A 21,573-nucleotide genomic window follows, 5' to 3' on the forward strand; every position below is an offset into this window, starting at 1 on the left:
TTAAATATTGGGATATTTTAAATTTTCTATATCAAATTTTCAAAAGCTTCATCGATTTCATGATCTTTAAAATCTTCTAAGTAAGATTCAGTAGTTTTAATTGATTGGTGACCGAGAGCCTGTTTAATTTTAGAAACTTGTACACCATTTCTCAAAGATAATGTAGCAAAAGTATGACGAGCAGTATAGAAGTTTATCTTTGTATCAATTTTTAATTCGTCAAAAATCAGTTTTAATTGTTTGTTATAATAGCTCCTAACACTATGTTTCCGATTAAATAACTCTTCTTCATTATAATCAAGGATATCTTTTTTTAGTATTGGAAAAATGTAATCTGTAGGATATGGACGATATTCTTTGTAGAATTTTAATATTTCGTTTGTAATATCATTTTCTGGAATTTTTACACGAATATTGATGCCTGTTTTATTTCTTTTGTAAGAAAATTTACTATATTCTATTTCACCCCATCTTAATTCTGCTAAATCAGTAAAATTCATTCCTCTTGCATAAAAACTAAATAAATATAAATATCGTGCATTAATTGCTGAAGGAATCTTTTTAATATCAAAATCTATTAAATTTTGTAATTGCTCTTTGGTTAGTGCTTTTTTTATTTTTTGAGATTTAAGAGCAGATATTTTGTAATCTTTAAAAGGATATAACTCCTGTTTTGCAATTTTTGATTTTATTGCAATATTGAAAGTTGCACGAATATTTCTCATATAGACTCCAATACCACCATCTTTACATCCTGTTTTTCTTAAAAAAGTTTCATAATTTAATAAGAAGTTATAATCAATATCATCAAATGAGTATTTATCAATGTTGCTTTTGAATTTTCTTAAAGAAATTAAAGTATCATTATGAGAATCACTATAACTTATTTGTTTTGATTCATATAATTGTTTTATTCTTAATTCTAAAAACTCAACAAAATTATTATCAATAGAATTTTGACGATATAAATTATCAAATTCTATTAATGTAAATGTATTTTTATACTCTAAGAGTTCATCGAGAATTTTAGAAGCATCATCCTCAAAGTTACCTAATACCCTATTAGATTGAAGATAATTTGAATTTTTAGAATTGAATCTACCTTTTGCTTCATTCCATTCTCTTAAGTCACAAGAATAGGGGATTTTATAGAATTTAGATTTTCTATCAATAGTAATTCTTAAATAGATTGGAAACTTTCCATCAGCTAAAGCATTTTTTTTACAAACGATTTTAATACTTGATTTCATACATAAAATTTTATCGGTATAACATTCAGACAACATATTGTACTGTATTATCTATTTGAATGAAATCAAAAATAATTTTTAATATTTTTAAAACATTGATTTTCAGTGTTTATGAATTTAAATGAAACAATTTGAAAGTTTCATTACGCCCACTCATAATCAGCAAGTCCTTGGTTCGAGCCCAAGTGGGACCACTTTATTATAAAGCACTTACAAGAATGTAAGTGCTTTTTTTATATCTTCACTGAAACAATACTGAAACATTTTACTAAATGGATAATATTCTTAGATTCTATAAAACAATAAATTCCGATTCTGAAATTGAATTTTTAGTAGTTGATTTATACTTAGAAAACTTTCAAAGATTAATATCTAATGGTATTAATTTTACTTACTCTCTAGAAAATAAATTTCTTACAATTCATAAAAAAGAAGATAAACCGTTCTCAATTAGCTTTGAAAATGTATTAAAAGAGCATATAGATGAAGAAAATCAAAGATCAAAAAAATTGTTATCTGAATTAAGTTTATCTAATAATATTAATACAGATAATTTAATAGCTCGCTTAAAAAATGAACTTCAAGAACTAATTAATGATAATTATGTTTTTTATAATGAATACCCTTTCATCTATGATAGTTTAGATGAAATTTTACAATATATTAATAAATATATTGTACCAGGAGATAATAATAAAATAGAGTTAGACACTTCTAAAATATTAACATTTAATTCTTCTAATAAAATTATAAATAAAATTGAAGAAATTTTTTCATTCTTCAAAGGTAAAAATGAGAAGGGTGAAATTATATTAGATTTTAATGACTATGAATATTTAAAAGAAAAAATACTATTCTTAGTAACAAATAATTCAGTTCCTGAAATCGAAAGGAAATTAAAGCCTAAATTAAATGTAAATACTTTGAGTTTTTGTTTTTGGGTATTACATAAGGAACTTTTTACATCAAAAAAAATCAAAGATAATTTTATAGATACACTTCAAAAATTATTTATTAACTATAAAGAACAAGAAAAATCATCCATAAAAAAACAATTAGGTACAAAATCTAGGGTAACTCAGAGAAAAATCTTACCTAAAATTATATTAAACCATCTTGATTAAGATGGTTTTTTTATTATCTACACTATATCTACAAAAATTACTACATATCTACAAAATAAGGATTTTGTCTACAATACTTCTTCAACAACATTTGTATCATTATTAATAATCCATATAAGGTGCGCACTAATAAGGATATAAATTTTTTATTATGTCAAAACAATTTATAAGCTTCAAAGAAGCAATAGACTATTTAAAAGTTAGTAAATCAACATTGTACAAACTAACCTCAAATAGAGAAATTGAATTTTATAAACCAAATAGAGGTAAAATTTATTTCAAATTAGAAGATTTAGACAACTGGATCAATAAAGGAAAGAAGTTGTGTAAACATGCAGTTTTTCAAGAAAGTTTAGATTTTAAAAGTAGAAAAAATGGAAAGAACTAATAGTTTATTAGACGAATCTATTTATGTAGGATTACCACCCTTTATAAAAGAGATAACCAATGAGTATAAAGGAAGAGAAAGAGATATGATTTTATTGTCTACTCTAGGGGTTTTAAGTAATTGTTTTCCAAACTTTACTTTTGAATATAATAGTAATATAAATTCAACTCATTTATATATAGCTATTCTTGCTCCAGCTGCATCAGGTAAAGGTATAATAAATCAGCCAAGAAAACTTATACAACCAATTCATGATTATGTAATGAAAAAGGAACAAGTGATTGAAAATGCATTTATAGTAGATGATAATGAACTTGCAGGTAAAGAAAAGGAAAAATCTATGGAAAAAAACAATAGACCAAATGAAATAAAAATATTACCTGGTAATATATCTTCAGCAGATATGCATTTTTATTTTAAAAATTCGAAACATGGTATGATAATAATAGAAAGTGAAGCAGATACCATTGGAGTTATGCTTAAAAATGATTGGAGTAATTATTCCGATGTTTTAAGAAAGGTCTTTCATAATGAAACTATTTCTATTAGTAGAAGTACAGATAACAGATTTTTTGAAATTAATAATCCAAAATTATCCATTGTCATTTCAGGGACTCCAAATCAGTTAAAACCAGTTGTAAATTCTGTAGAAAATGGTCTTTTTTCAAGGTTTATATATTATAGCTTTAATGAACTTCAAGTATTTAAAGATGTATTTGAAAAGAAATCATCTATCATTGATAAAATATTAATTGACAAAGGAAATCATTTATTAGAAGTCTATAAGTATTTATGTAATACTGAAATTAAGTTCAAGTTAACTAAAAATCAAGAATCGATATTTCTAGAGTATTTTAAGAATAATACTGATTTATTAAATGAAAATAGTACTGAACTTATTGCTAGTTTAAAAAGATTAGGATTAATACTAAATAGGATATTAGCAATCCTTTCTATTTCAAGAAAAATTCATTTATTAAAAACTCATGAGATTACTGAGATAATTTGTGAAGATTTAGATTTTGAAATTGGTTTAGAGTTGATTAGAGCATTATACTCTCATACTGTTAATGTGTATTATAATTTATCAAATTCTAGCAGTTTATTTTCTAAGAAAGATCAGGAATTATATAATTTACTATCAGTGAATTTTACTTATAAAGAAGCTGTAGAAAATGGTATTCAATTAGGATTTAAAGAAAGAACTGTAATAGATAAGTTAAATCAATGGTCAAACAAAGGGTTTGTAAAAAGAGTTTCAAAAGGTAATTATCAAAAGATAACTCTTTAACCTTATGTAAAACATGTAAAACATGTAAAATTAAATTTTAGTAGGCTCGAATCTGAGTCTACTTTTTCAAACATTAAATAATATTGAAATAATGAGCAATACAACTGTAAATGTTGTCATTGGTAATAAACTATTGTCTGATGGCAAGGTAGGTATATACCTTAGAATTACTAAAAATAGAAAGAAGAAAGAGTTCCATTTAGGTAAAAAGTGTTTTAAAGAAAATTTCCAAAATGGCTTATTAACCAAGAAAGAAAAAGATTATAAAATAATTAATCAAATAATATCAACAAGAGTAAATGAGGCTTATAGTATTATTAATAAACTAGAATTAGAAGGAAATAATTTTACATTGGATGATTTTACTAGATTGTACAGAAAGGATGAAAAAGCTGATTTGGATGTTTATCAATTTATTGACGATTATATAATAGAACTTAAAATTTCAAAAAGATTAGGAACAGCCAAAACAATCATTGATTTAAGAAGAACACTTTTTAAATTTCATCCAAACAATCTTCCCTTTAAAAGTATTTCACCTGGGTTTTTAGAAAAATTTGAAGTCTTTATGAGATCAAGAGGTAATACAGATGGAGGAATAGGTGTCAGAATGAGAGAATTAAGATCTATTGTTAATACGGCTATAAGAAGAGATTTAATGGAGGAGAAAGATTATCCATTTAAGAAATACAAAATTTCTAAATTAAAATCAAGTGGTAATAAAAGAGCACTATCAGAACAAGAATTTATTGCTTTTAGGGATGTTAATTTGTCTAATAGACCTGATTTAATAGAAGCGTATGATTATTTTATGTTTTCTTTTTATACAAGAGGAATGAATTTTATTGACATTATGAAGTTAAAATGGACTGATATAAATGATGGTAGAATAATTTACAGAAGGTCTAAAACAAAAAGAGATTTTAATATAGAAATTACAGATCAAGTTAAATTGATTTTAGATAAGTACAGAATTAGGCAAAATGAAAGTGAGTACATTTTTCCTATTATTTTAAAACATGGATTAACAGAGGAACAGATTGTTCTTCGTAAACAAAAAGTTATTACACGCTGTAACAAAAAATTAAAAATTATTGGAGAGTTGTTAGGTATTAATCAAACTATAACAACTTATGTAGCTAGGCATACATATGCGACTATAATGAAAAATAGAGGAGCTAGTACAGAAATAATTTCAGAATCTATGGGACATAGTAGTGTTCAAGTTACTATGTCATATTTAAAGGATTTTGATAATCAAGCTTTAGATGAAGGAAATAGTATTATTTCAGACTTATAATTTTAAGAGTTAATTATTCATTGTGGTAATTAACTCTTTTCATTTCAAAATTAACCAATTAATATTTACAATTATGCAATTAAGAAAATCAGAAAGAAAAAAAGCCAAGATAAAAATGGCTTTGCAAGGTTCTAGTGGAAGTGGAAAGACTTATTCAAGCTTACTACTTGCACAAGGTATCACAAATAAAGACTTCAGTAAAATAGCCATTATAGATACTGAAAATGGTAGCGCAGATTTATATGCACACTTAGGAGATTACAATGTTCTTGCTCTTCAACCTCCTTATACACCTGAAAAATATATAGAAGCTATTGAATTATGTGAAAAGGAAGGTATGGAGGTGATTATAATTGATAGTATTTCTCATGCTTGGGATGAGTTATTAGACTTTCATTCAAAGTTAGCAGGTAATAGTTTTGCTAATTGGGCAAAAGTAACTCCAAGACAGAAGGCTTTTACAGATAAAATACTTCAATGCAAAGCTCATGTAATAGCAACAATGAGAACCAAACAAGATTATGTATTAAATCAGAAAGATGGAAAATATGTTCCTGAGAAAGTAGGCTTGAAAGCAGTACAAAGAGATGGACTTGATTATGAATTTACTTTAGTATTTGATATAGACATCAAACATTTTGCAGTATCAAGCAAAGATAGAACAGGCTTATTTATGAGTAGACCTGAGTTTATTATCAATTCTGGTACAGGTAGAAGGATTTTAGAATGGTGTAATAGTGGAGTAAATGATGAAGTAATTTCAGAAAATGATGTGTTAGGTAAAATCTCTACATGTCAGACTATTAATGAACTTACAAAGCTCTATCAACAATATCCGCAATTTCAACAAAATCTAAATTCATCTTTTACAACAAGAAAGAATGAGTTATCACTTTTAATTAACCAACAAAATATACAACAGAATGGAACTTTTAAACATTACTAATCCAAATCCTATTATTCCAATCAATTCAAGGAATCCAAATTTTGAAGATACAGGTATTTTTAAATCTCCTGGTAAATACGAAGAAAGGAATATACCAGGAAATAATAATAACTATCAACCAAAACCTTTTATAGAAGCTAATACAATTGAGGTAGATTATAATCATTTACAAACAGAATGCATAATACCTGTGTTTAGCAAGGATAATGAAAAAACAATTGCACATCAGGAGTTTATAGAAATTGCTCAAGAAGGATTATTTGATGTATTTGGGAATGAAAATTTTGAAATGCCTGAAATTAGGGTAAGTCATCAAATAAAAGGTAGAACACCAGAAGCAATTCACAAAAATGTAGCAGAGCTTTTAGATCACGAGAAAACCATTTACTATGAGAGAATGGCTTTTATTATAAGAATTCCAACTATTACAGATACTATTAATGGAAATCAACTCTCTTTAACAATTGGAGGTGTGAGAGCTTATAATCAGGAGAATTTGTATAGTAAAAAAAGTTTTGAAAAATTCAAATTCTTTATTGGATTCCAAAATAAAGTTTGCTGTAATCTTTGTGTTTCAACAGATGGTTTTAGTTCTGAAATGAAAGTCACTTCTTATGCTGAACTAAAAAATAAAATCACAGATTTAATACGAAATTACAATGCTCATAGACATTTAGAGCAACTCAAAGAATTTTCTGAATATTCTTTGACAGAACATCAATTTGCTCAGTTAATAGGTAAATCCAGGCTTTATAATCATCTGCCTAAAAAAGTTAAATCTTTTATTCCAGAGTTGAATTTCAATGATGGACAATTTAATACAATAGCTAAAGACTACTACAATGATGAGAGTTTTAGTAAAGACGAGTTAGGAAATATAAATCTATGGAATGTTTACAATCTATTTACACAAGCAAGTAAAAGCAGTTATATAGATACATTCCTTGAAAGAAATTTGAATGCCTTTGAATTTAATAAAGGCATCCAACAGGCACTAAATGGTAATTCTAATTATCATTGGTTTTTGAGTTAATTTGACCACCCTATTGAGATAGGGTGGTTTTTATTCTATATTAAAATTATACTTACTTAATCTTAAGATACAAAGTATAATCAAGCTAACTTTTTCAAAGTTATAATCAATTGATTTATAAAAACTATGTGCGACATTATTTCTAATATTCAATCCTTTTTTAGTAAAAACATATTTAAATAATTCAACTTCGTTTGAATTAAAATGTTCAATTATTATTTCATGTTCAATTAGTTCCTCGAGAAGCATCTCACTCATTTCATTTTTTAATTTGATAGTAGAACCTCCTAAAGATCTTATAAAATCTCTTAAGATGCCTTCAAATTTTATAGTTAATGAATCTATACATAAAATATATGTATTGGTATCAGATTCTTCAAAAAGACTCTTGTATTCAAATAAATCAAAGAAATGTTTTAATGACGGTTTTAATTGTTTTAGCCAAGTCTCTTCTATTTCATTATTAGCTCTAGTATATTTACATGGTTTACTTAACCAGTTATTTTCAAAGAAATTAAAAAAATTATAAGAGTTTATATTACCTTTAATTATGGCTTTATATAAGGTTTGCTCAAATATCTGCTTAAAAAAAAGACTATAATAAATTGATATATTTTTAGATAAATCCGATTTTCTTTGTTTCTCTGAAGTATTATTATTGATATCTAAGTAAATAGTGTTATAATGGTTATCAAGTAAATTGGTGTGCCCTTTTTCAGTACTCACATAATGTAATTCATTATAACTTTTAGCAAAATAATCAATAATATATTCTGCACTTAAAGATGATAAAAATTCACTTTTACTTTCTATATAATTTCTGTAAATAATTAATTCAGGGTGATTTTCACTTGAAATAACAAATTGCCTTTTGTTTAGTTCAACATTAAATTTCATTTGAGTTGCAATAGCAAGAATATTATTGCTTTCGTCAATTTTATCTGCTAACTTTAAATAATTAGCTTGCTTGCGTAGTAGGTTTAAAGTGACAAAATCTTCTTCATTTCTCTGTTTAATGAGATGTGAAATTAAGTTAGCCTTTAAGTCATAGAATGGTTTAAGAGGTAAGATAGCCTTTCTTAATAAATTTTCTAAAAGATTTAAATCTGAATCAAAAAGAGAATGCCAACTTTCATTTGGTTTTAAATAGTTCTCATAATCAAAAACCAAATTTTTTAAAACATCTTTTTTTACATTCTTACTATCTAATAACTTTAAGTAATTAAGGTAATTATAATAGGTTTTGATGTAATCTTTTAAAATACTAACTTCTTTTATATAGTCCTCACATTTGTACTTAGTCTTATCACTTATATTTTTTAATATTAGTAATAGCTCATATTTCTTGTCAAAGTCTTCGAAACTATTTAGGTTTCTTAAAATTAAATCAAAAGCTTCTTTTGAATAAGTGTTATTAGAAGTAATACTCCATAATATCATTAAATATTTAACCAATAAATAGAAGTTTTCAACATTATTTTTTCTTTCGATGATATAGTCTATCTCACTTTGGTTAAAATAATTATTAATTTCATTGTTATCAAATCTATGAATTATTTTACCTTGAAAAAACATCAATGAATTTATCTTTCTTTCTGTAATAATAAAGAACTTTGTGTCTTCATCAAGGTCATTAACATTAACATCTATTTTAAATAAATAGTCATATTCTTTTAGGTAGTTTAATTGGTGTACATTTTCTATACTTTTGTAGTAGTCTTCTATTTTAAATTTTTTCATTAGTATTAAGTTTGTAATAGTTTTTAAATATAAAACATTGGTTTTATGTATGAAACCTCATTTTACTAACATGAAGTAAAAAAAAGCATTTCATATTTCATTAATTTTTATTATATCTTATCCTATATTTACCCTTCATTTTATTCAACCATGTTTACACAAGAATTACAATCTAAGATAGACCAAGTTTGGTTAGCATTTCATAGTGGTGGATTATCAAATCCATTATCAGTGATAGAGCAAATCACTTTTTTACTTTTTATCAAGCAATTAGATGAATTACAAAATAGAGCCGAAGATCAAGCTATTATTACTGGTAATACATCTAACTATATCTATACAGAAGAGAACAAAGAACTAAGATGGAGTAACTTTAAAAATGTAGCTCCTGAAGAAATGTACAAGCTTTTCCAAAAAGAGAATGGAGTTTTTGATTTCATGAAAAACTTTGGAGGAAAAAGTACAGCTTTCTCTAAGTTTATGAAGAATGCCAATTTTATGATTCCTACTGCTCGTTTATTAACGCAAGTGGTAGAAATGTTGGATAAAATTGAAATGAATGATAAAGACACTAAAGGTGATGTCTATGAATATATGTTGGGTAAAATAGCTTCTGCAGGAAGTAATGGTCAATTCCGTACACCTAGACATATCATCAAAATGATGGTTGAAATGATGAAACCTACTCCTGAAGATACTATTTGCGATCCTTCATCAGGAAGTTGTGGTTTCTTAGTAGGTGCTGCAGAATATTTACAAGAAAATTATAAGCAAGAATTGCTAAAACCAGGAGTACAAAATCATTACTTAAATGAAATGTTCTTTGGGATGGAATTTGATCCTACCATGATTAGAATTGGAGCAATGAATTTAATTCTTCATGGGATAGAAAATCCACAATTAAAAGACGTTGATTCTCTTTCGCAAGCCAATAGTGATTTTGAAGATAAAGTGTCTTTAATCTTAGCTAATCCACCTTTTAAAGGAAGTTTAGACAAAGATGCAGTAGACGAAAAGGTAATTGCTTTAGTAGACTCTAAAAAGACCGAATTGGATATCCCCCTAAATTTTCCAGTATAAGTTAAGCTACATATTTTAAAAATTGTAAATTATTATTAAACTCAAAAATAGTTTTATAATTCAAAGCTTTATGTCTTCTATTTCTGTTATACCAAATTTCAATATACTGAAAAATTTGGTTTTTCATTTTCTCTCTTGTAATTAATTTATTTCCATAAATCATTTCAGTTTTTAACGATTTAAAGAAACTCTCAGCCACAGCATTGTCCCAGCAATTCCCTTTCCTTGACATGCTACGGATAACACCATAAGAATCAAGCATATTTGCAAACTTCTTTGACGCATATTGTATTCCTCGATCAGAATGAAATAGCATTCCTTTTTTAATCGATCTATTCTTTATAGCCATACGCCATGCTGATAAAGTTGTATCTTCAGTACTCATCGTATTGCTCAAACTCCAGCCAATGACCTTTCTATCGTATAAATCGATAATTGTTGTTAAATATAAAAATCCTTCTTGAGTTTGAATATAAGTAATATCTGATACCCATTTCATAGAAGGTTTTGAAGCGTAAAAATCTCGATTAAGAAGATTATTTACAGTTAAATAATTATGTTTAGAATTTGTTGTAACTCTAAACTTTTTACTTAATTTACTTCTTAAACCAAGCTCTTGCATATATTTAGCAACTGTTTTAACTGATATTCTGTAACCTAAAGCATTTAATTCTGAATGAATTCGAGGACTTCCATATCTCTGCTTGAATTTAAAATATAGATACTTTATTTTATCTAGCATCAAATTTTTTCTCAAAAGTCGATTGGAGCAACCTTTCTTTTTCCATTTATAATAGCTGCTGGAGTGGATTTTTAAGATAATACACATTTTCTCAATCGGAAATTGGCACTCATGATTCTTTATAAATCTATATTTCATCGATCGTTCTTGGAGAAAATGCTGATTGCTTTTTTTAAAATATCACGTTCTAATTCTGCATCTTTAAGCTTTCTTTCTAATTCAACTATTCGCTCCTGTTCAGGCGTTAGTTTTAAATTACCTTTTCCTGGAAAACTATTGGATCCGTATTCTTGATAATCTTTGCGCCATTTGTATAATAAGGAGGCTTTTATTCCAAGTTCCCTTGCTAATTCTGAAATGTTACTTCTTTCATAACTCAATTCTACCGCTCGTAATTTAAATGAAGCATCGTAATGATTTTTTATTCCTTTCATAATTGTAAGATAAGTATTATATACCTTTTCTTACTCTGGAAATTTCGTTAGGATATCCAAATTACTTTTTCTTGGTTTAATGCTAAAAGGGTTAAAAGTTGGTGGTAGATGTGCAGTGATTATTCCTGATGGAGTTTTATTTGGTTCTTCTACTGCACATAAAAAAATAAGAAAAGAGTTGGTAGAAAACCAATCTTTAGAAGCTGTTATCTCTATGCCAAGTGGAGTCTTTAAACCTTATGCAGGAGTTTCTACTGCTATATTGGTATTTACTAAAACCAATGCAGGTGGTACAGATAAAGTTTGGTTTTATGATATGAAAGCTGATGGGTTCAGTTTAGATGATAAACGTGCACCTGTAAAAGAAAATGATATCCCTGATATTATTACTCGCTTCCATGCAAGAGAAAATGAAATTGATAGAGCTAGAACTGACCAAAGCTTCTTTGTTCCTAAAGAAGAGATTGCAAAAAATACCTATGATTTAAGTATTAACAAATACAAAGAAATCATTTATGAGCAAAAGGTATATGCAAAACCTGCTGATATTATAGCCAATATTCAACAATTGGATAAGAAGAGAAATGAATTAATGGTTGAATTAAAATCTTTAATCTAATGGTTATTCAAACTAAAATTGGTGAAATATTTAATGTAGCAAGAGGCGGATCTCCAAGACCAATTGATAATTTTATAACAGATGGAGAAGGTTATAATTGGATTATGATTGGAGATACAATTGAAGGGAATAAATATATTAAATCAACTAAGAAGAAGATACTAAAAGAAGGTTTGAAAAAATCTAGAATGGTTTATCCTGGTGATTTTTTACTGACCAATTCAATGAGTTTTGGAAAACCTTACATATTAGAAATTGAAGGTTGTATTCATGATGGTTGGCTAGTGTTAAGTCCTATAGTTGATAATATTGATAAAGATTTCTTTTATTATCTATTGGGATCAAATGAAATTAAACTTAAATTATCAAGTAAAGCAGCTGGTGCAGTAGTTAAAAATTTAAATGCGGAAATTGTAAGAAATTTAGAAATTCCACTTCCTCCATTAGAAACTCAAAAAGCAATAGCTGAAAAGTTAGATAAAGCTGATGCTTTACGCAAAAAAGACCAAGAGCTACTAAAGCAATATGATGATTTAGCTCAAGCTATTTTTATAGATATGTTTGGTGATCCTGTCCAAAATGAGAAAGGGTGGAAAAGAGATATAGGAGAAAATCTGTACAAAGTTAAAGGAAGAGTAGGATGGAAAGGATATAAAAAAACAGATTTAAGACAATCAGGAGCTTTAGTCTTAGGGGCAACACATATAGATAATTTTGGTTATGTTGATTTATCAAAACCAATATATCTATCTGATGAAAAGTTTGATGAATCACCTGAGATTATTATCAGTCAAAATGATTTGATTTTTGTTCAGCGTGGTAATACTATAGGTAAAGTTGGATTAATTAGAGATTTTATTGGAAGGGCAACTATAAATCCAGTTGTTGTAATACTAACACCAAATATTTCACCATATTTTTTACTTTATTTATTGTTAAACAATAGTGTGAAAAATAAAATATTAGAGATTAATAGCGGATCAGCTCAACCTATGATTACACAGAAATCTATGAAAGAATTTGTTTTTATTAACCCACCTTTAGAACTTCAAAACCAATTTGCAGAGAAAATCAAAAATATAGAAGCTCAAAAAGCAATTGTCAAACAACAGGCAGAAGAATCAGAAAATCTTTTTCAAGCATTATTGCAACAAAGCTTTAATTTCAATTAATGGCAAATGTTGTCTAGACAAATGTGCAAATGTTTACATAAATTCACGCAAATTATTGCGTGAATTTATTTTTTATAATATATTGATATTACTGGTTTTATTATGTTATTATTGCAAATAATTATTTTTTTATTGGCAAATAATGTTTTAATTTGTTTACAAATAATTTGAGATGTCAGCGGAATTTAAACCTTATAAATTAGAACTTTTACAACCAGACTTTGATGCACCACTAACAGACTTGATAATAGAGTTAGAGCATTTGCGTAAAAAAGACTTAGGAGGTTCTACGCATCCAAGTGTTTTCTTTCAGTTAAAAAGTATTTTCCATTGGTTAGAAAGTATGGGTTCTGCAAGGATTGAAGGGAATAATACTACAATTGCCGAATATATGGAGTCTAAAATAGATGACTCTCCAAAGACTAATAATTCAAAATTATTAGAAATTGACAATATTGATGAAGCAATGGAATTCATAGAGGCAGAAATTAGAGATTATCCAATTAATCGAATGATGATTAGTGAATTGCACAGAATTGCAGTTGATAATCTACCACCTCCACCTCATGGAGAAGGAGATTTAACACCAGGAGAATATAGAAATCATAATATTAAAATTAATAATTCATCTCATTTACCTCCTGAATCTTTTTTAGTAAAAACTTATATGGAAGAGTTAATTTCTTTTATTAATGAAGAGAATTCTACTAAGTATGATTTATTAAAAGCAGCAATTGCACACCATAGATTTGTATGGATACATCCTTTTGGTAATGGAAATGGAAGAACTGTAAGGTTATTTACTTATGCTATGTTAGTAAAGAGTGGATTGAATATTAATGCAGGTCGAATTATTAATCCTACTGCTGTATTTTGTAGTAATAGAAATACTTATTATGAAATGCTTTCTCAAGCAGATACAGGTACTAAAGAAGGAATATTACAATGGTGTGAGTATGTTTTAAGAGGATTAAAAGAAGAAATAGAAAAAGTAGATAAATTATGCGATTATAATTATCTAAGAACTAAAATACTTATTCCTGCTATTAACCATTCATTTGAAAGGAAAATTCTTACTGATATTGAAGCAAAAATTTTAAAAAAGACTGTAGAGCTTCAAGTCATAAAAAATGAAGACTTAAAAGATATTTTCCCAAATAAAAATACTTCTCAAATTTCAAGAGAAATTAAAAAACTTATAGATAAAAAAATGCTTGTTCCAGAAGAAGATGGGGCAAGGAGGTATATATTAATGTTTCAAAATAATCATTTATTAAGAGGGGTTATACATCTATTAGATATAGAAGGATTTTTACCTGTTAATGATAATCAATAGTTATGAGTAATTTTTACAATTATCCTTCTCAATTCGAGTTTGTTATTTCCAATGCGAAATTAGCAGAGAAATACCTTTACGAGAATTTAGATATTGCAGGTTTATACCTAAGGAAAACATTAGAAATATGGGTTAACTTCATTTACGAGAGCGAACCCTCTTTGCGTTTGCCTTATGATACTACAATTAATTCTTTGATGAAAGAACCTGCCTTTGTAGAAATTATAGATAGTCCAGAGCTTTTATCTATGATGCATGCTATTCGTCAATTAGGGAATAAGGCAGTGCATAATACAGGTAAATCTAAAATTACAGAAGAGCAAGCATTACATGTTCTACAGCTTTTACATTCGGTAAGCTACTATTTAATGACACTTTATAGTGGAGAAATAGTAACTAAACCATTCTTTCAAGAAGATTTAATTCCACCTTCTTTTAGCTCTTTGGTTGATGAACAAAAAAAGAAAATTCAACTCCTTCAAGAAGAATTAAATGCTAAGACAGAGTTAGAGAAAAAGGAGAAAGAATTACAAAAAGAATTAGAAGCCAACAGAAGAGAAACTCAAAAACAAATTCTACCACCAACAGATCCTAATGAAGCGAAGACAAGAGAACTTCTAATCGATTATATGTTAGAGGAAATGGGTTGGGATTTATCACAAGTTAATGTCAAAGAATTTAGGGTAGAAGGTATGCCTAATACCAAAGAAGAAGGATTTGCAGACTATGTACTTTGGGGAGATAACGGAAAACCTTTGGCAGTAGTAGAAGCAAAAAGAACTTCGAGAGATTTAAATTCGGGTAGACATCAAGCAGAATTATATGCCAAGTGTTTAGAGAAAACTTTTGGGCAACTACCTAATATATTTCTTACCAATGGTTATGAAATTTCTTTTTACGATTGGTATTATCCGATTAGAGAAGTTCAAGGGTATTATACAAAAGATGAATTACAATTAAATATTCAACGTAGAACATCTAAGCGTAATCTAAATGAGATGCCAATTGATGAAGATATTACCAATAGATATTATCAGATAGAAGCCATTAAAGCAGTAGCTGAAAGATTTGAAAATAGACACAGAGGAGCTTTATTGGTAATGGCAACAGGAACTGGTAAAACAAGAACATCGGCTTCTTTGGTTGATGTATTATCAAAAGCCAATTGGGCTAAAAAAGTCTTATTCTTGGCAGATAGGACTGCGTTGGTAACACAGGCTAAAAATAACTTAAACGATTATTTACCGAATTTACCTTCTGTTGATTTAAGAGAAGAAAAGGAAGATGTAGGAAGTAGAATTGTATTTTCTACTTATCAAACATTGATTAATCTTATTGATGAAGATATTACAGGAGATACTCGCACCTATGGTGTAGGGCATTTTGATGTAATTATTTTTGATGAAATCCATCGTTCAATCTATAATAAATACAAAGCTATCTTTAATTATTTTGATGGTTTAAAGATTGGCTTAACTGCTACACCTGTAGAATTTTCAGAAAGAAATACCTACGAATTATTTGGTCTTAATGCAGGAGATCCAACCTATGATTATGATTTAGATAAAGCAATTAAGGATAAATACTTAGTGCCTTATAAATCATTTTCTGTTCAGACTAAATTTCAGAGAGAAGGAATTAAATACAAAGATTTATCTCCTGAAGAACAAAAGCAATATGAAGAAGAATTTGCAGATCCTATTACTGGAGAATTTCCTGATGAAATAGAATCTACTGCTTTAGATAAATGGTTGTATAATACCAATACTGCAGATGCTATCATTGAGTATTTAATGGAGCATGGGATTAAAGTTGATGGAGGAAATAAGCTTGGTAAGACCATTATTTTTGCAAAGAAAAATAAACATGCAGAGTTTATCCGTCAAAGGTTTAATACTTGTTATCCTGAATATGGAGATCAATTTCTAAAAGTAATTGATTATACCGTAGAATACAGACATGATTTATTAAAAGATTTTAAACTAAAATATAAACATCCCCAAATAGCTTGTTCAGTAGATATGCTAGATACAGGGATTGATGTACCTGAAATTGTAAACTTAGTCTTTTTAAAACCTGTAAAAAGTAAAGTAAAATTCTGGCAAATGATTGGTAGGGGTACTCGATTATGTGAAAATCTTTTTGGTTTTGATGACCATAAAAAGGAGTTTTTAATTTTAGACTTTTGTCAAAATTTTGAATTCTTTGAAGAGAATCCAAAAGGTGTAGAGCCTATAAAACAAATGTCTTTAGCAGAAAGAATTTTCAGAATTCGATTAAATCTTGCTCAAGCATTGTTAGTCCAAGAAGATGAAGAATTAAAAACTTTAGGTGAAGAATTATTGGCTTATGTTCATCGACAAGTTGTGCAAGTTAACGCAGAAAAGAGAACAAGCTTTGTAGTAAAGCCACATTTGCGAATGTTAGATAAATACCAGGAAAAAGAAAAATGGTATAATCTAACGAAAACGGAAACTTACGAATTATTGAATAGTTTAGCACCTTTAGTCTTTGAAAGAAGTCAAGATACTTCTGCTTTAAGTTTTGACTTAATGATGTTAGATTTTATGACAGCTAATATCAATGGAGAAAGAAGACAAAAGAATTTGACTGATAAAGTGATAGGTATATCTAACCGATTAAAGAAGCAAACTTCGGTACCACAGGTTAAATCTAAATTAGATACTCTTAATCATATTACACAAGATGATTATTGGAAAGATATGAGTGTAATAGGATTAGAACATATAAGAACTGAGCTAAGAGATTTAATCAAGTTCTTGACAGAAGAAGCTAGAAAAATAGTTACAACGAGCTTTGATGATAATATAACTTCTGTTACTGAATCTCCTGAAATCTATGAAACTAATAGTTTTGATAAGGAAGCTTATAAAGATAAAGTTGAAAGATATATTAGAGAGAATCTATTTGATTTAACTATAGATAAGATTAGAAAGAATATCAAAATAACTCCTGCAGATTTAGAGTACTTAGAAGAGTTCCTTTTTGAAAAAGGTAGTCTAGGTTCTAAAACTTTATTTAAAGAAATTTATGGAGATAAACCTTTAGGAGAATTTATACGATCTGTAGTAGGATTAGATAAGCTAGAAGCTAAAAACGCTTTTTCTAAGATGGTTAATTTTGCAAATCTTAATTCGCAGCAGATTCAGTTTATGGATTTAATAATAGATTATTTTGAAGTTAATGGAGTAATGGATGTTAATCAACTATTTAATCCTCCATTTTCAGATGTATACTCAGGTGGAGTAATTAAACTATTTGATATAGAATTAACCAAGAAACTTGCTGATACTATAAATGAGATTAATGATAATTGTGTAGCATAATAAAATCAATATTTACCATATTGAAAAAGAGTGTCTATAATGACACTCTTTTTTTTTTTAATTTTTTTTTTAAAAAAAAATAAGAGCTCAACCTCTCCTATATAAAGACCCCCACTTCTTTTTAAAGGGAAAACTTCCCCCTCTTGTTATATCAGGTAAATTTATTTAAAGCTCATATTATTATTCAAGGTGATAGCTGAGTAGATGAGGTTATTTTTAATCTCCTGGTAAACATATTTTAACTCAAACAAAATATATTCCAATGGTAACAGTTATCGATTTTAAAGAAAGACTAAAAAAAGATGGAGAGAAATTCTATGTTTTAGAAGTTCAATCTGGTATTGAAATGGTTAAAAGCCAAGTATCAGATAAGTTTTATGCAACTGCAAAAAAAGCATTTGTTCCATCAACATTTAACAAAGTTACTTGCCAAACTTTGATTGGTGAAAAACTTCCTGGTAGTATAGAGAAAGTAAATACAGAGTTGTATGATTTTACTATCCCAGAAACAGGAGAATTAATAACGTTAGGTCATAGATATGAATTTATACCTGAATGTTAATAAATCTCAGTAGATTAAAAATAATATAGATTCAATTCAGGCTTTGTTAAGTACAAAGTCTGAATTTTATTTCTTTAACCAGGAGTAAATGATAATGTATTAGATGTAAATTAAACTATTAATAAAGTGCCTGAATAAAAGTTCAGATATAATATTAATAGCGGTTTATTTAATATCTACTATTTCAGATAAAGAAATTTCTAAAGCATTTGCTATTCTATAAAGTGTAAAAATTGTAGGATTTGTTCTTCCTGCTTCTATTCTTGAGATGTTAGTAGTGTCTATTTCTCCTTCTATTTTACCAACTAAATCCACTTGAGTTAATCCTTTGGATAATCTAATTTCTTGAATTTTCTTACCTACAAATTTTAATAGTTCTTCTTTTTCCATTGTTGACATATTTGGCAACTCAAGGAAAGATTATTACGTTTGTAGTTTAATGTCATATATGACAAGTTTTAAAATAAACGAGATTATGGTTTCACGTAAAAATTAAATAATCAATAAAGATATATTTACAATTTTTAATTACAATATCTAATATGAGTAACATAAATTTTATAATAGCTCAACAAGGAAAAGGTTGGTTTTCTGAGGAAAGTAAAAAGCAACAACAAGAAAATTTATCTAATATATCTGGTCATTCTGATTTCTATGACAAAACCAAGTTATTTTTATAAATATTTTGATTTTTAATTAGTGCATAAATTCTGTGAATTATTTTATTTCTGACTGCGTTTAAGACCGACATTTTATTTTTCCCTTCTTCTACCTTTCGATGATAATAAATAGCCAAGTCATTATCTAAACGAATAGCACTCATTGCAGCTAAATGCAATAGTTTCTTCAAATCTTTATCAGCCATTGATGAAACTTTCGGTTTTCGCCTTATGGAAGTTCCAGATTGAAAATCAAATGGAGCTATTCCAGCATAGCAAGCCATTTGTCTAGGTGTATTTATGGTTGTAAAACCATCTGTTTTAATCAACATATTAAATGCTAAAACTTTTCCTACACCAGGAATTGATTGTATTCTTTTATAATGATTATGAAGCTGTTCATCTTCGTTAATTAATTGATAGATTCTTTCTTCTATTTCATTAATTTGTTTCGTTAAGACATCAATAAGCTTAGTGTTTAAGCGTAATACAGCTTTATCCATAGTTGATTTTAAGAATTGTTCATCTTTTGCTTGAGCTAGTAATCCTGCTCTTATTTTAACGCGATGTTTTCTTTCAGCATTCAATAATTTTATCTTTTCAATGACTTTCGAATTAGGCTTCCACTGTTGAAGATCCATATAATTTTTAAGTAAAAATACAGCAATACGTTCGCTGTCAATTTTATCATTTTTACCTCTAACTAATCCCATACTTTTTTTCAAATGCAAAGGATTGATGACATAAACAGCAAAAGAATGTTGAATTAATACGTTGTAAAGAAGGATGTTAAATCTCCCTGTATTCTCCATTCCAATTAGAATATTTTGTCTCTTAACAAATTGTTTCAAAAAAGATTTGATAGCTTTTTCAGTATTAGCAATAGTATCAAAACGATTCACTCCATTTTCTTGAATGCAGATGTCTAAAGTTAATTTACTCACATCAATACCAATAACAATTTTTTCCATAAATTTGAATTTAATGAGAAGAGAAACTTATCAATAACTCGATTCCTTACTAATGGGTTTTTAACCCGAATTTCTATTTGAGAATTTGATAAGAAAGAGTTGAGTCTTAATCAGAATATGAGATTATATAGCTCTGAACTCGTTATAGTGTACTCAAACTCTTTTCTCTTCTTTTTATACTACAATTTAAGATTTTCAAATCTAAAGGAATTAAGAAACAGGTTACAAGATCTAGATTCAACATCAACAAATACAGTTGATAATGATGCTATAAATGATTCAATAGCTGCATGGGATTCAATAAATAGTGTTGTAGTAGAAAAAGTTGAAAATAAAACTATTAAGGAAATTCAAGTAAGTAAAACAAATAATATTAGTACATATATGATATACATAATCCCGATTATAGTGGTGGTTATTTTCTTTATAGTTAAGAAAATAATGCAATATAACAAAGAGTTAAAGCTTGATAAAGAAGAGTTAATGAATCAGAACATCTATGATAAATTTAAGGTGTTGATGGATGGGTTTAATAGTTATTGTTTTAATGATACAGGTAAAGTAAATGTTCTTGATGATAAAAATGCAAATGTTTATAAAGAAGGAAGTAATCAAATAGTAATGTTTTTATATAATGCAGGAATGTTAACTGTTGTATGGAAGTATAAATATTTTGAAAAAGAAATGGTTTATGAGAGAAGCTTTCCTGATGCAAGGAATGCTACTGAAATAGGACTTAAAAGTGCATTGGAAATAATGACTGAAGAATTTAAAGAAAGATTAGATGAGCATAAAGCAAAAATTTTAAATGATTTATTATAAACAATGAATATTCAAATTTCAGAGAATCTTATCAAAATAGTACTTTCAGTTTTGTTTCTACTATGTTTAATAGATATGCCATATGGTTTTTATCAATTAATACGCTTTATAGCATTAATAGGTTTTGGAGTACTTGCTTATCAATCTTATCAAAAGGAAAGACAAACAGAATTTGTTATCTATTTGATTTTAGCAGTTTTATTTCAACCAATATTTAAAGTTTACTTAGGACGTACAATATGGAATATTATAGATGTTGTAGTTGCTATAGGTTTGTTGTTTAGTATTGTTAATAATAAAAATAAAATATGAATATTCAAACATTAGTAAAATATGTATTAACTCCTTTTGTGAGCTTTATCAGTTTAGTACTAACCTTATATATTTGGTTAGCTATTAATCCTTTTCTTTTTTCATTGATTATGAAGATTAGAGGAGATGGAATGTTTTGGAGTTTATTTGGTAAATGGGGAGAGCTTTTTATTTGGATAATTATTAGTGCTCTTTCACTTCAAATCTTCATTCTTTTAGGAATGTTTATAGGAGGTTTAGTGAAGAAATTGAGTCCTAACAAAACATTTACTTTATATAACTACATCTTATGGACTATTATTATAATGATTCATACAGTATTTGTTATTTGTAATGATATTGAATTTACTTTTTTTGAAATAGTAAGATCTTTAATCAATATTGGTTTTATGTTATTTATCTGTTTTGGTATAGGTAACACAGCTGTTAATGATTAAATAGATAA

At 27.4% G+C, this 21,573-nt stretch carries 20 protein-coding genes; 15 read left to right on the plus strand and 5 right to left on the minus strand.

Annotated elements, in window-relative coordinates:
- Nucleotides 1–26 precede the first annotated feature (26 nt).
- Nucleotides 27–1,250 (minus strand): phage integrase SAM-like domain-containing protein, encoded by a 1,224-nt coding sequence (locus ACTS9J_RS05640; protein WP_448352999.1) that lies wholly within the window; start codon nucleotides 1,248–1,250, stop codon nucleotides 27–29.
- 272 nt (nucleotides 1,251–1,522) lie between these two features.
- On the opposite strand from ACTS9J_RS05640, the gene ACTS9J_RS05645 reads away from it, so the two are divergent.
- From ACTS9J_RS05645 to ACTS9J_RS05670, 6 genes are all read left to right on the plus strand, one after another.
- Nucleotides 1,523–2,374 (plus strand): hypothetical protein, encoded by an 852-nt coding sequence (locus tag ACTS9J_RS05645; RefSeq protein ID WP_448353000.1) that lies wholly within the window; start codon nucleotides 1,523–1,525, stop codon nucleotides 2,372–2,374.
- Between the two features lie 151 nt (nucleotides 2,375–2,525).
- The gene (locus ACTS9J_RS05650) at nucleotides 2,526–2,762 is read left to right on the plus strand and encodes a helix-turn-helix domain-containing protein (protein ID WP_448353001.1); all 237 of its coding nucleotides are present in this window, start codon (nucleotides 2,526–2,528) and stop codon (nucleotides 2,760–2,762) included.
- A complete protein-coding gene (locus ACTS9J_RS05655; RefSeq protein WP_448353002.1) occupies nucleotides 2,749–4,053 on the plus strand; it encodes a DUF3987 domain-containing protein in 1,305 nt (434 codons plus the stop codon). Before ACTS9J_RS05650 ends, ACTS9J_RS05655 begins: the two co-directional genes overlap by 14 nt.
- A 91-nt stretch (nucleotides 4,054–4,144) precedes the next feature.
- Nucleotides 4,145–5,353: a tyrosine-type recombinase/integrase gene (locus ACTS9J_RS05660; protein ID WP_448353003.1), complete on the plus strand. Its 1,209-nt coding sequence runs from the start codon at nucleotides 4,145–4,147 to the stop codon at nucleotides 5,351–5,353.
- Nucleotides 5,354–5,426: 73 nt separating this feature from the next.
- Nucleotides 5,427–6,299 (plus strand): ATP-binding protein, encoded by an 873-nt coding sequence (locus ACTS9J_RS05665; RefSeq protein ID WP_448353004.1) that lies wholly within the window; start codon nucleotides 5,427–5,429, stop codon nucleotides 6,297–6,299.
- Nucleotides 6,277–7,332, plus strand: a complete 1,056-nt coding sequence (locus ACTS9J_RS05670) for a DUF3871 family protein (RefSeq protein ID WP_448353005.1) — start codon at nucleotides 6,277–6,279, stop codon at nucleotides 7,330–7,332. The genes ACTS9J_RS05665 and ACTS9J_RS05670 overlap by 23 nt, the downstream gene beginning before the upstream one ends.
- Before the next feature lie 30 nt (nucleotides 7,333–7,362).
- On the opposite strand, the gene ACTS9J_RS05675 is transcribed toward ACTS9J_RS05670, so the two are convergent.
- Nucleotides 7,363–9,072, minus strand: coding sequence for a DUF4209 domain-containing protein (locus ACTS9J_RS05675; RefSeq protein WP_448353006.1), 1,710 nt, complete (start codon nucleotides 9,070–9,072; stop codon nucleotides 7,363–7,365).
- 150 nt (nucleotides 9,073–9,222) lie between these two features.
- On the opposite strand from ACTS9J_RS05675, the gene ACTS9J_RS05680 reads away from it, so the two are divergent.
- Entirely contained in the window at nucleotides 9,223–10,152 is a 930-nt protein-coding gene (locus ACTS9J_RS05680; RefSeq protein WP_448353007.1) for a type I restriction-modification system subunit M, read from the plus strand.
- A gap of 1 nt (nucleotide 10,153) precedes the next feature.
- Here ACTS9J_RS05680 and ACTS9J_RS05685 read toward each other — a convergent pair.
- Nucleotides 10,154–11,328 (minus strand): IS3 family transposase gene (locus ACTS9J_RS05685; RefSeq protein ID WP_448352809.1). Its coding sequence is split into 2 segments (ribosomal slippage): nucleotides 10,154–11,061 and nucleotides 11,061–11,328, totalling 1,176 coding nucleotides; the frame shifts between segments, so codons are not numbered across the junction.
- Between the two features lie 52 nt (nucleotides 11,329–11,380).
- Between ACTS9J_RS05685 and ACTS9J_RS05690 the strand changes: the two genes are divergently transcribed.
- From ACTS9J_RS05690 to ACTS9J_RS05710, 5 genes are all read left to right on the plus strand, one after another.
- On the plus strand, nucleotides 11,381–11,947 hold the full coding sequence (locus ACTS9J_RS05690) for an HsdM family class I SAM-dependent methyltransferase (protein WP_448353466.1): 567 nt from the start codon (nucleotides 11,381–11,383) through the stop codon (nucleotides 11,945–11,947).
- On the plus strand, nucleotides 11,947–13,119 hold the full coding sequence (locus ACTS9J_RS05695) for a restriction endonuclease subunit S (RefSeq protein WP_448353008.1): 1,173 nt from the start codon (nucleotides 11,947–11,949) through the stop codon (nucleotides 13,117–13,119). The genes ACTS9J_RS05690 and ACTS9J_RS05695 overlap by 1 nt, the downstream gene beginning before the upstream one ends.
- A gap of 172 nt (nucleotides 13,120–13,291) precedes the next feature.
- Nucleotides 13,292–14,455 (plus strand): Fic family protein, encoded by a 1,164-nt coding sequence (locus ACTS9J_RS05700; RefSeq protein WP_448353009.1) that lies wholly within the window; start codon nucleotides 13,292–13,294, stop codon nucleotides 14,453–14,455.
- A gap of 2 nt (nucleotides 14,456–14,457) precedes the next feature.
- Nucleotides 14,458–17,802 (plus strand): DEAD/DEAH box helicase family protein, encoded by a 3,345-nt coding sequence (locus ACTS9J_RS05705; protein WP_448353010.1) that lies wholly within the window; start codon nucleotides 14,458–14,460, stop codon nucleotides 17,800–17,802.
- 262 nt (nucleotides 17,803–18,064) lie between these two features.
- Entirely contained in the window at nucleotides 18,065–18,364 is a 300-nt protein-coding gene (locus tag ACTS9J_RS05710; RefSeq protein WP_291073010.1) for a hypothetical protein, read from the plus strand.
- 165 nt (nucleotides 18,365–18,529) lie between these two features.
- On the opposite strand, the gene ACTS9J_RS05715 is transcribed toward ACTS9J_RS05710, so the two are convergent.
- Both ACTS9J_RS05715 and ACTS9J_RS05720 read right to left on the minus strand, forming a co-directional pair.
- Nucleotides 18,530–18,754: a helix-turn-helix domain-containing protein gene (locus ACTS9J_RS05715; RefSeq protein ID WP_448353011.1), complete on the minus strand. Its 225-nt coding sequence runs from the start codon at nucleotides 18,752–18,754 to the stop codon at nucleotides 18,530–18,532.
- 262 nt (nucleotides 18,755–19,016) lie between these two features.
- Nucleotides 19,017–19,994: an IS110 family transposase gene (locus ACTS9J_RS05720; RefSeq protein ID WP_038337380.1), complete on the minus strand. Its 978-nt coding sequence runs from the start codon at nucleotides 19,992–19,994 to the stop codon at nucleotides 19,017–19,019.
- A gap of 117 nt (nucleotides 19,995–20,111) precedes the next feature.
- Between ACTS9J_RS05720 and ACTS9J_RS05725 the strand changes: the two genes are divergently transcribed.
- The 3 genes from ACTS9J_RS05725 to ACTS9J_RS05735 are packed head-to-tail and all read left to right on the plus strand — an operon-like array spanning nucleotide 20,112 to nucleotide 21,565.
- Entirely contained in the window at nucleotides 20,112–20,816 is a 705-nt protein-coding gene (locus ACTS9J_RS05725) for a hypothetical protein (RefSeq protein ID WP_448353012.1), read from the plus strand.
- Between the two features lie 3 nt (nucleotides 20,817–20,819).
- Nucleotides 20,820–21,128: a DUF6804 family protein gene (locus tag ACTS9J_RS05730; RefSeq protein ID WP_448353013.1), complete on the plus strand. Its 309-nt coding sequence runs from the start codon at nucleotides 20,820–20,822 to the stop codon at nucleotides 21,126–21,128.
- Nucleotides 21,125–21,565, plus strand: a complete 441-nt coding sequence (locus ACTS9J_RS05735) for a hypothetical protein (protein WP_448353014.1) — start codon at nucleotides 21,125–21,127, stop codon at nucleotides 21,563–21,565. Before ACTS9J_RS05730 ends, ACTS9J_RS05735 begins: the two co-directional genes overlap by 4 nt.
- Nucleotides 21,566–21,573 lie beyond the last annotated feature (8 nt).

The sequence above is a fragment of the Empedobacter sp. ULE_I140 genome, assembly GCF_053482575.1.

Bases quoted from the DNA above. Each gene is read 5' to 3' on its own strand.
- ACTS9J_RS05650 (WP_448353001.1), top strand. From the start codon at position 2,526: ATGTCAAAACAATTTATAAGCTTCAAAGAAGCAATAGACTATTTAAAA.
- ACTS9J_RS05725 (WP_448353012.1), top strand. From the start codon at position 20,112: ATGAGATTATATAGCTCTGAACTCGTTATAGTGTACTCAAACTCTTTT.
- ACTS9J_RS05670 (WP_448353005.1), top strand. From the start codon at position 6,277: ATGGAACTTTTAAACATTACTAATCCAAATCCTATTATTCCAATCAAT.
- ACTS9J_RS05735 (WP_448353014.1), top strand. From the start codon at position 21,125: ATGAATATTCAAACATTAGTAAAATATGTATTAACTCCTTTTGTGAGC.
- ACTS9J_RS05655 (WP_448353002.1), top strand. From the start codon at position 2,749: ATGGAAAGAACTAATAGTTTATTAGACGAATCTATTTATGTAGGATTA.
- ACTS9J_RS05720 (WP_038337380.1), bottom strand. From the start codon at position 19,994: ATGGAAAAAATTGTTATTGGTATTGATGTGAGTAAATTAACTTTAGAC.
- ACTS9J_RS05715 (WP_448353011.1), bottom strand. From the start codon at position 18,754: ATGGAAAAAGAAGAACTATTAAAATTTGTAGGTAAGAAAATTCAAGAA.
- ACTS9J_RS05680 (WP_448353007.1), top strand. From the start codon at position 9,223: ATGTTTACACAAGAATTACAATCTAAGATAGACCAAGTTTGGTTAGCA.
- ACTS9J_RS05710 (WP_291073010.1), top strand. From the start codon at position 18,065: ATGGTAACAGTTATCGATTTTAAAGAAAGACTAAAAAAAGATGGAGAG.
- ACTS9J_RS05700 (WP_448353009.1), top strand. From the start codon at position 13,292: ATGTCAGCGGAATTTAAACCTTATAAATTAGAACTTTTACAACCAGAC.
- ACTS9J_RS05660 (WP_448353003.1), top strand. From the start codon at position 4,145: ATGAGCAATACAACTGTAAATGTTGTCATTGGTAATAAACTATTGTCT.
- ACTS9J_RS05695 (WP_448353008.1), top strand. From the start codon at position 11,947: ATGGTTATTCAAACTAAAATTGGTGAAATATTTAATGTAGCAAGAGGC.
- ACTS9J_RS05705 (WP_448353010.1), top strand. From the start codon at position 14,458: ATGAGTAATTTTTACAATTATCCTTCTCAATTCGAGTTTGTTATTTCC.
- ACTS9J_RS05665 (WP_448353004.1), top strand. From the start codon at position 5,427: ATGCAATTAAGAAAATCAGAAAGAAAAAAAGCCAAGATAAAAATGGCT.
- ACTS9J_RS05640 (WP_448352999.1), bottom strand. From the start codon at position 1,250: ATGAAATCAAGTATTAAAATCGTTTGTAAAAAAAATGCTTTAGCTGAT.
- ACTS9J_RS05645 (WP_448353000.1), top strand. From the start codon at position 1,523: ATGGATAATATTCTTAGATTCTATAAAACAATAAATTCCGATTCTGAA.
- ACTS9J_RS05730 (WP_448353013.1), top strand. From the start codon at position 20,820: ATGAATATTCAAATTTCAGAGAATCTTATCAAAATAGTACTTTCAGTT.
- ACTS9J_RS05675 (WP_448353006.1), bottom strand. From the start codon at position 9,072: ATGAAAAAATTTAAAATAGAAGACTACTACAAAAGTATAGAAAATGTA.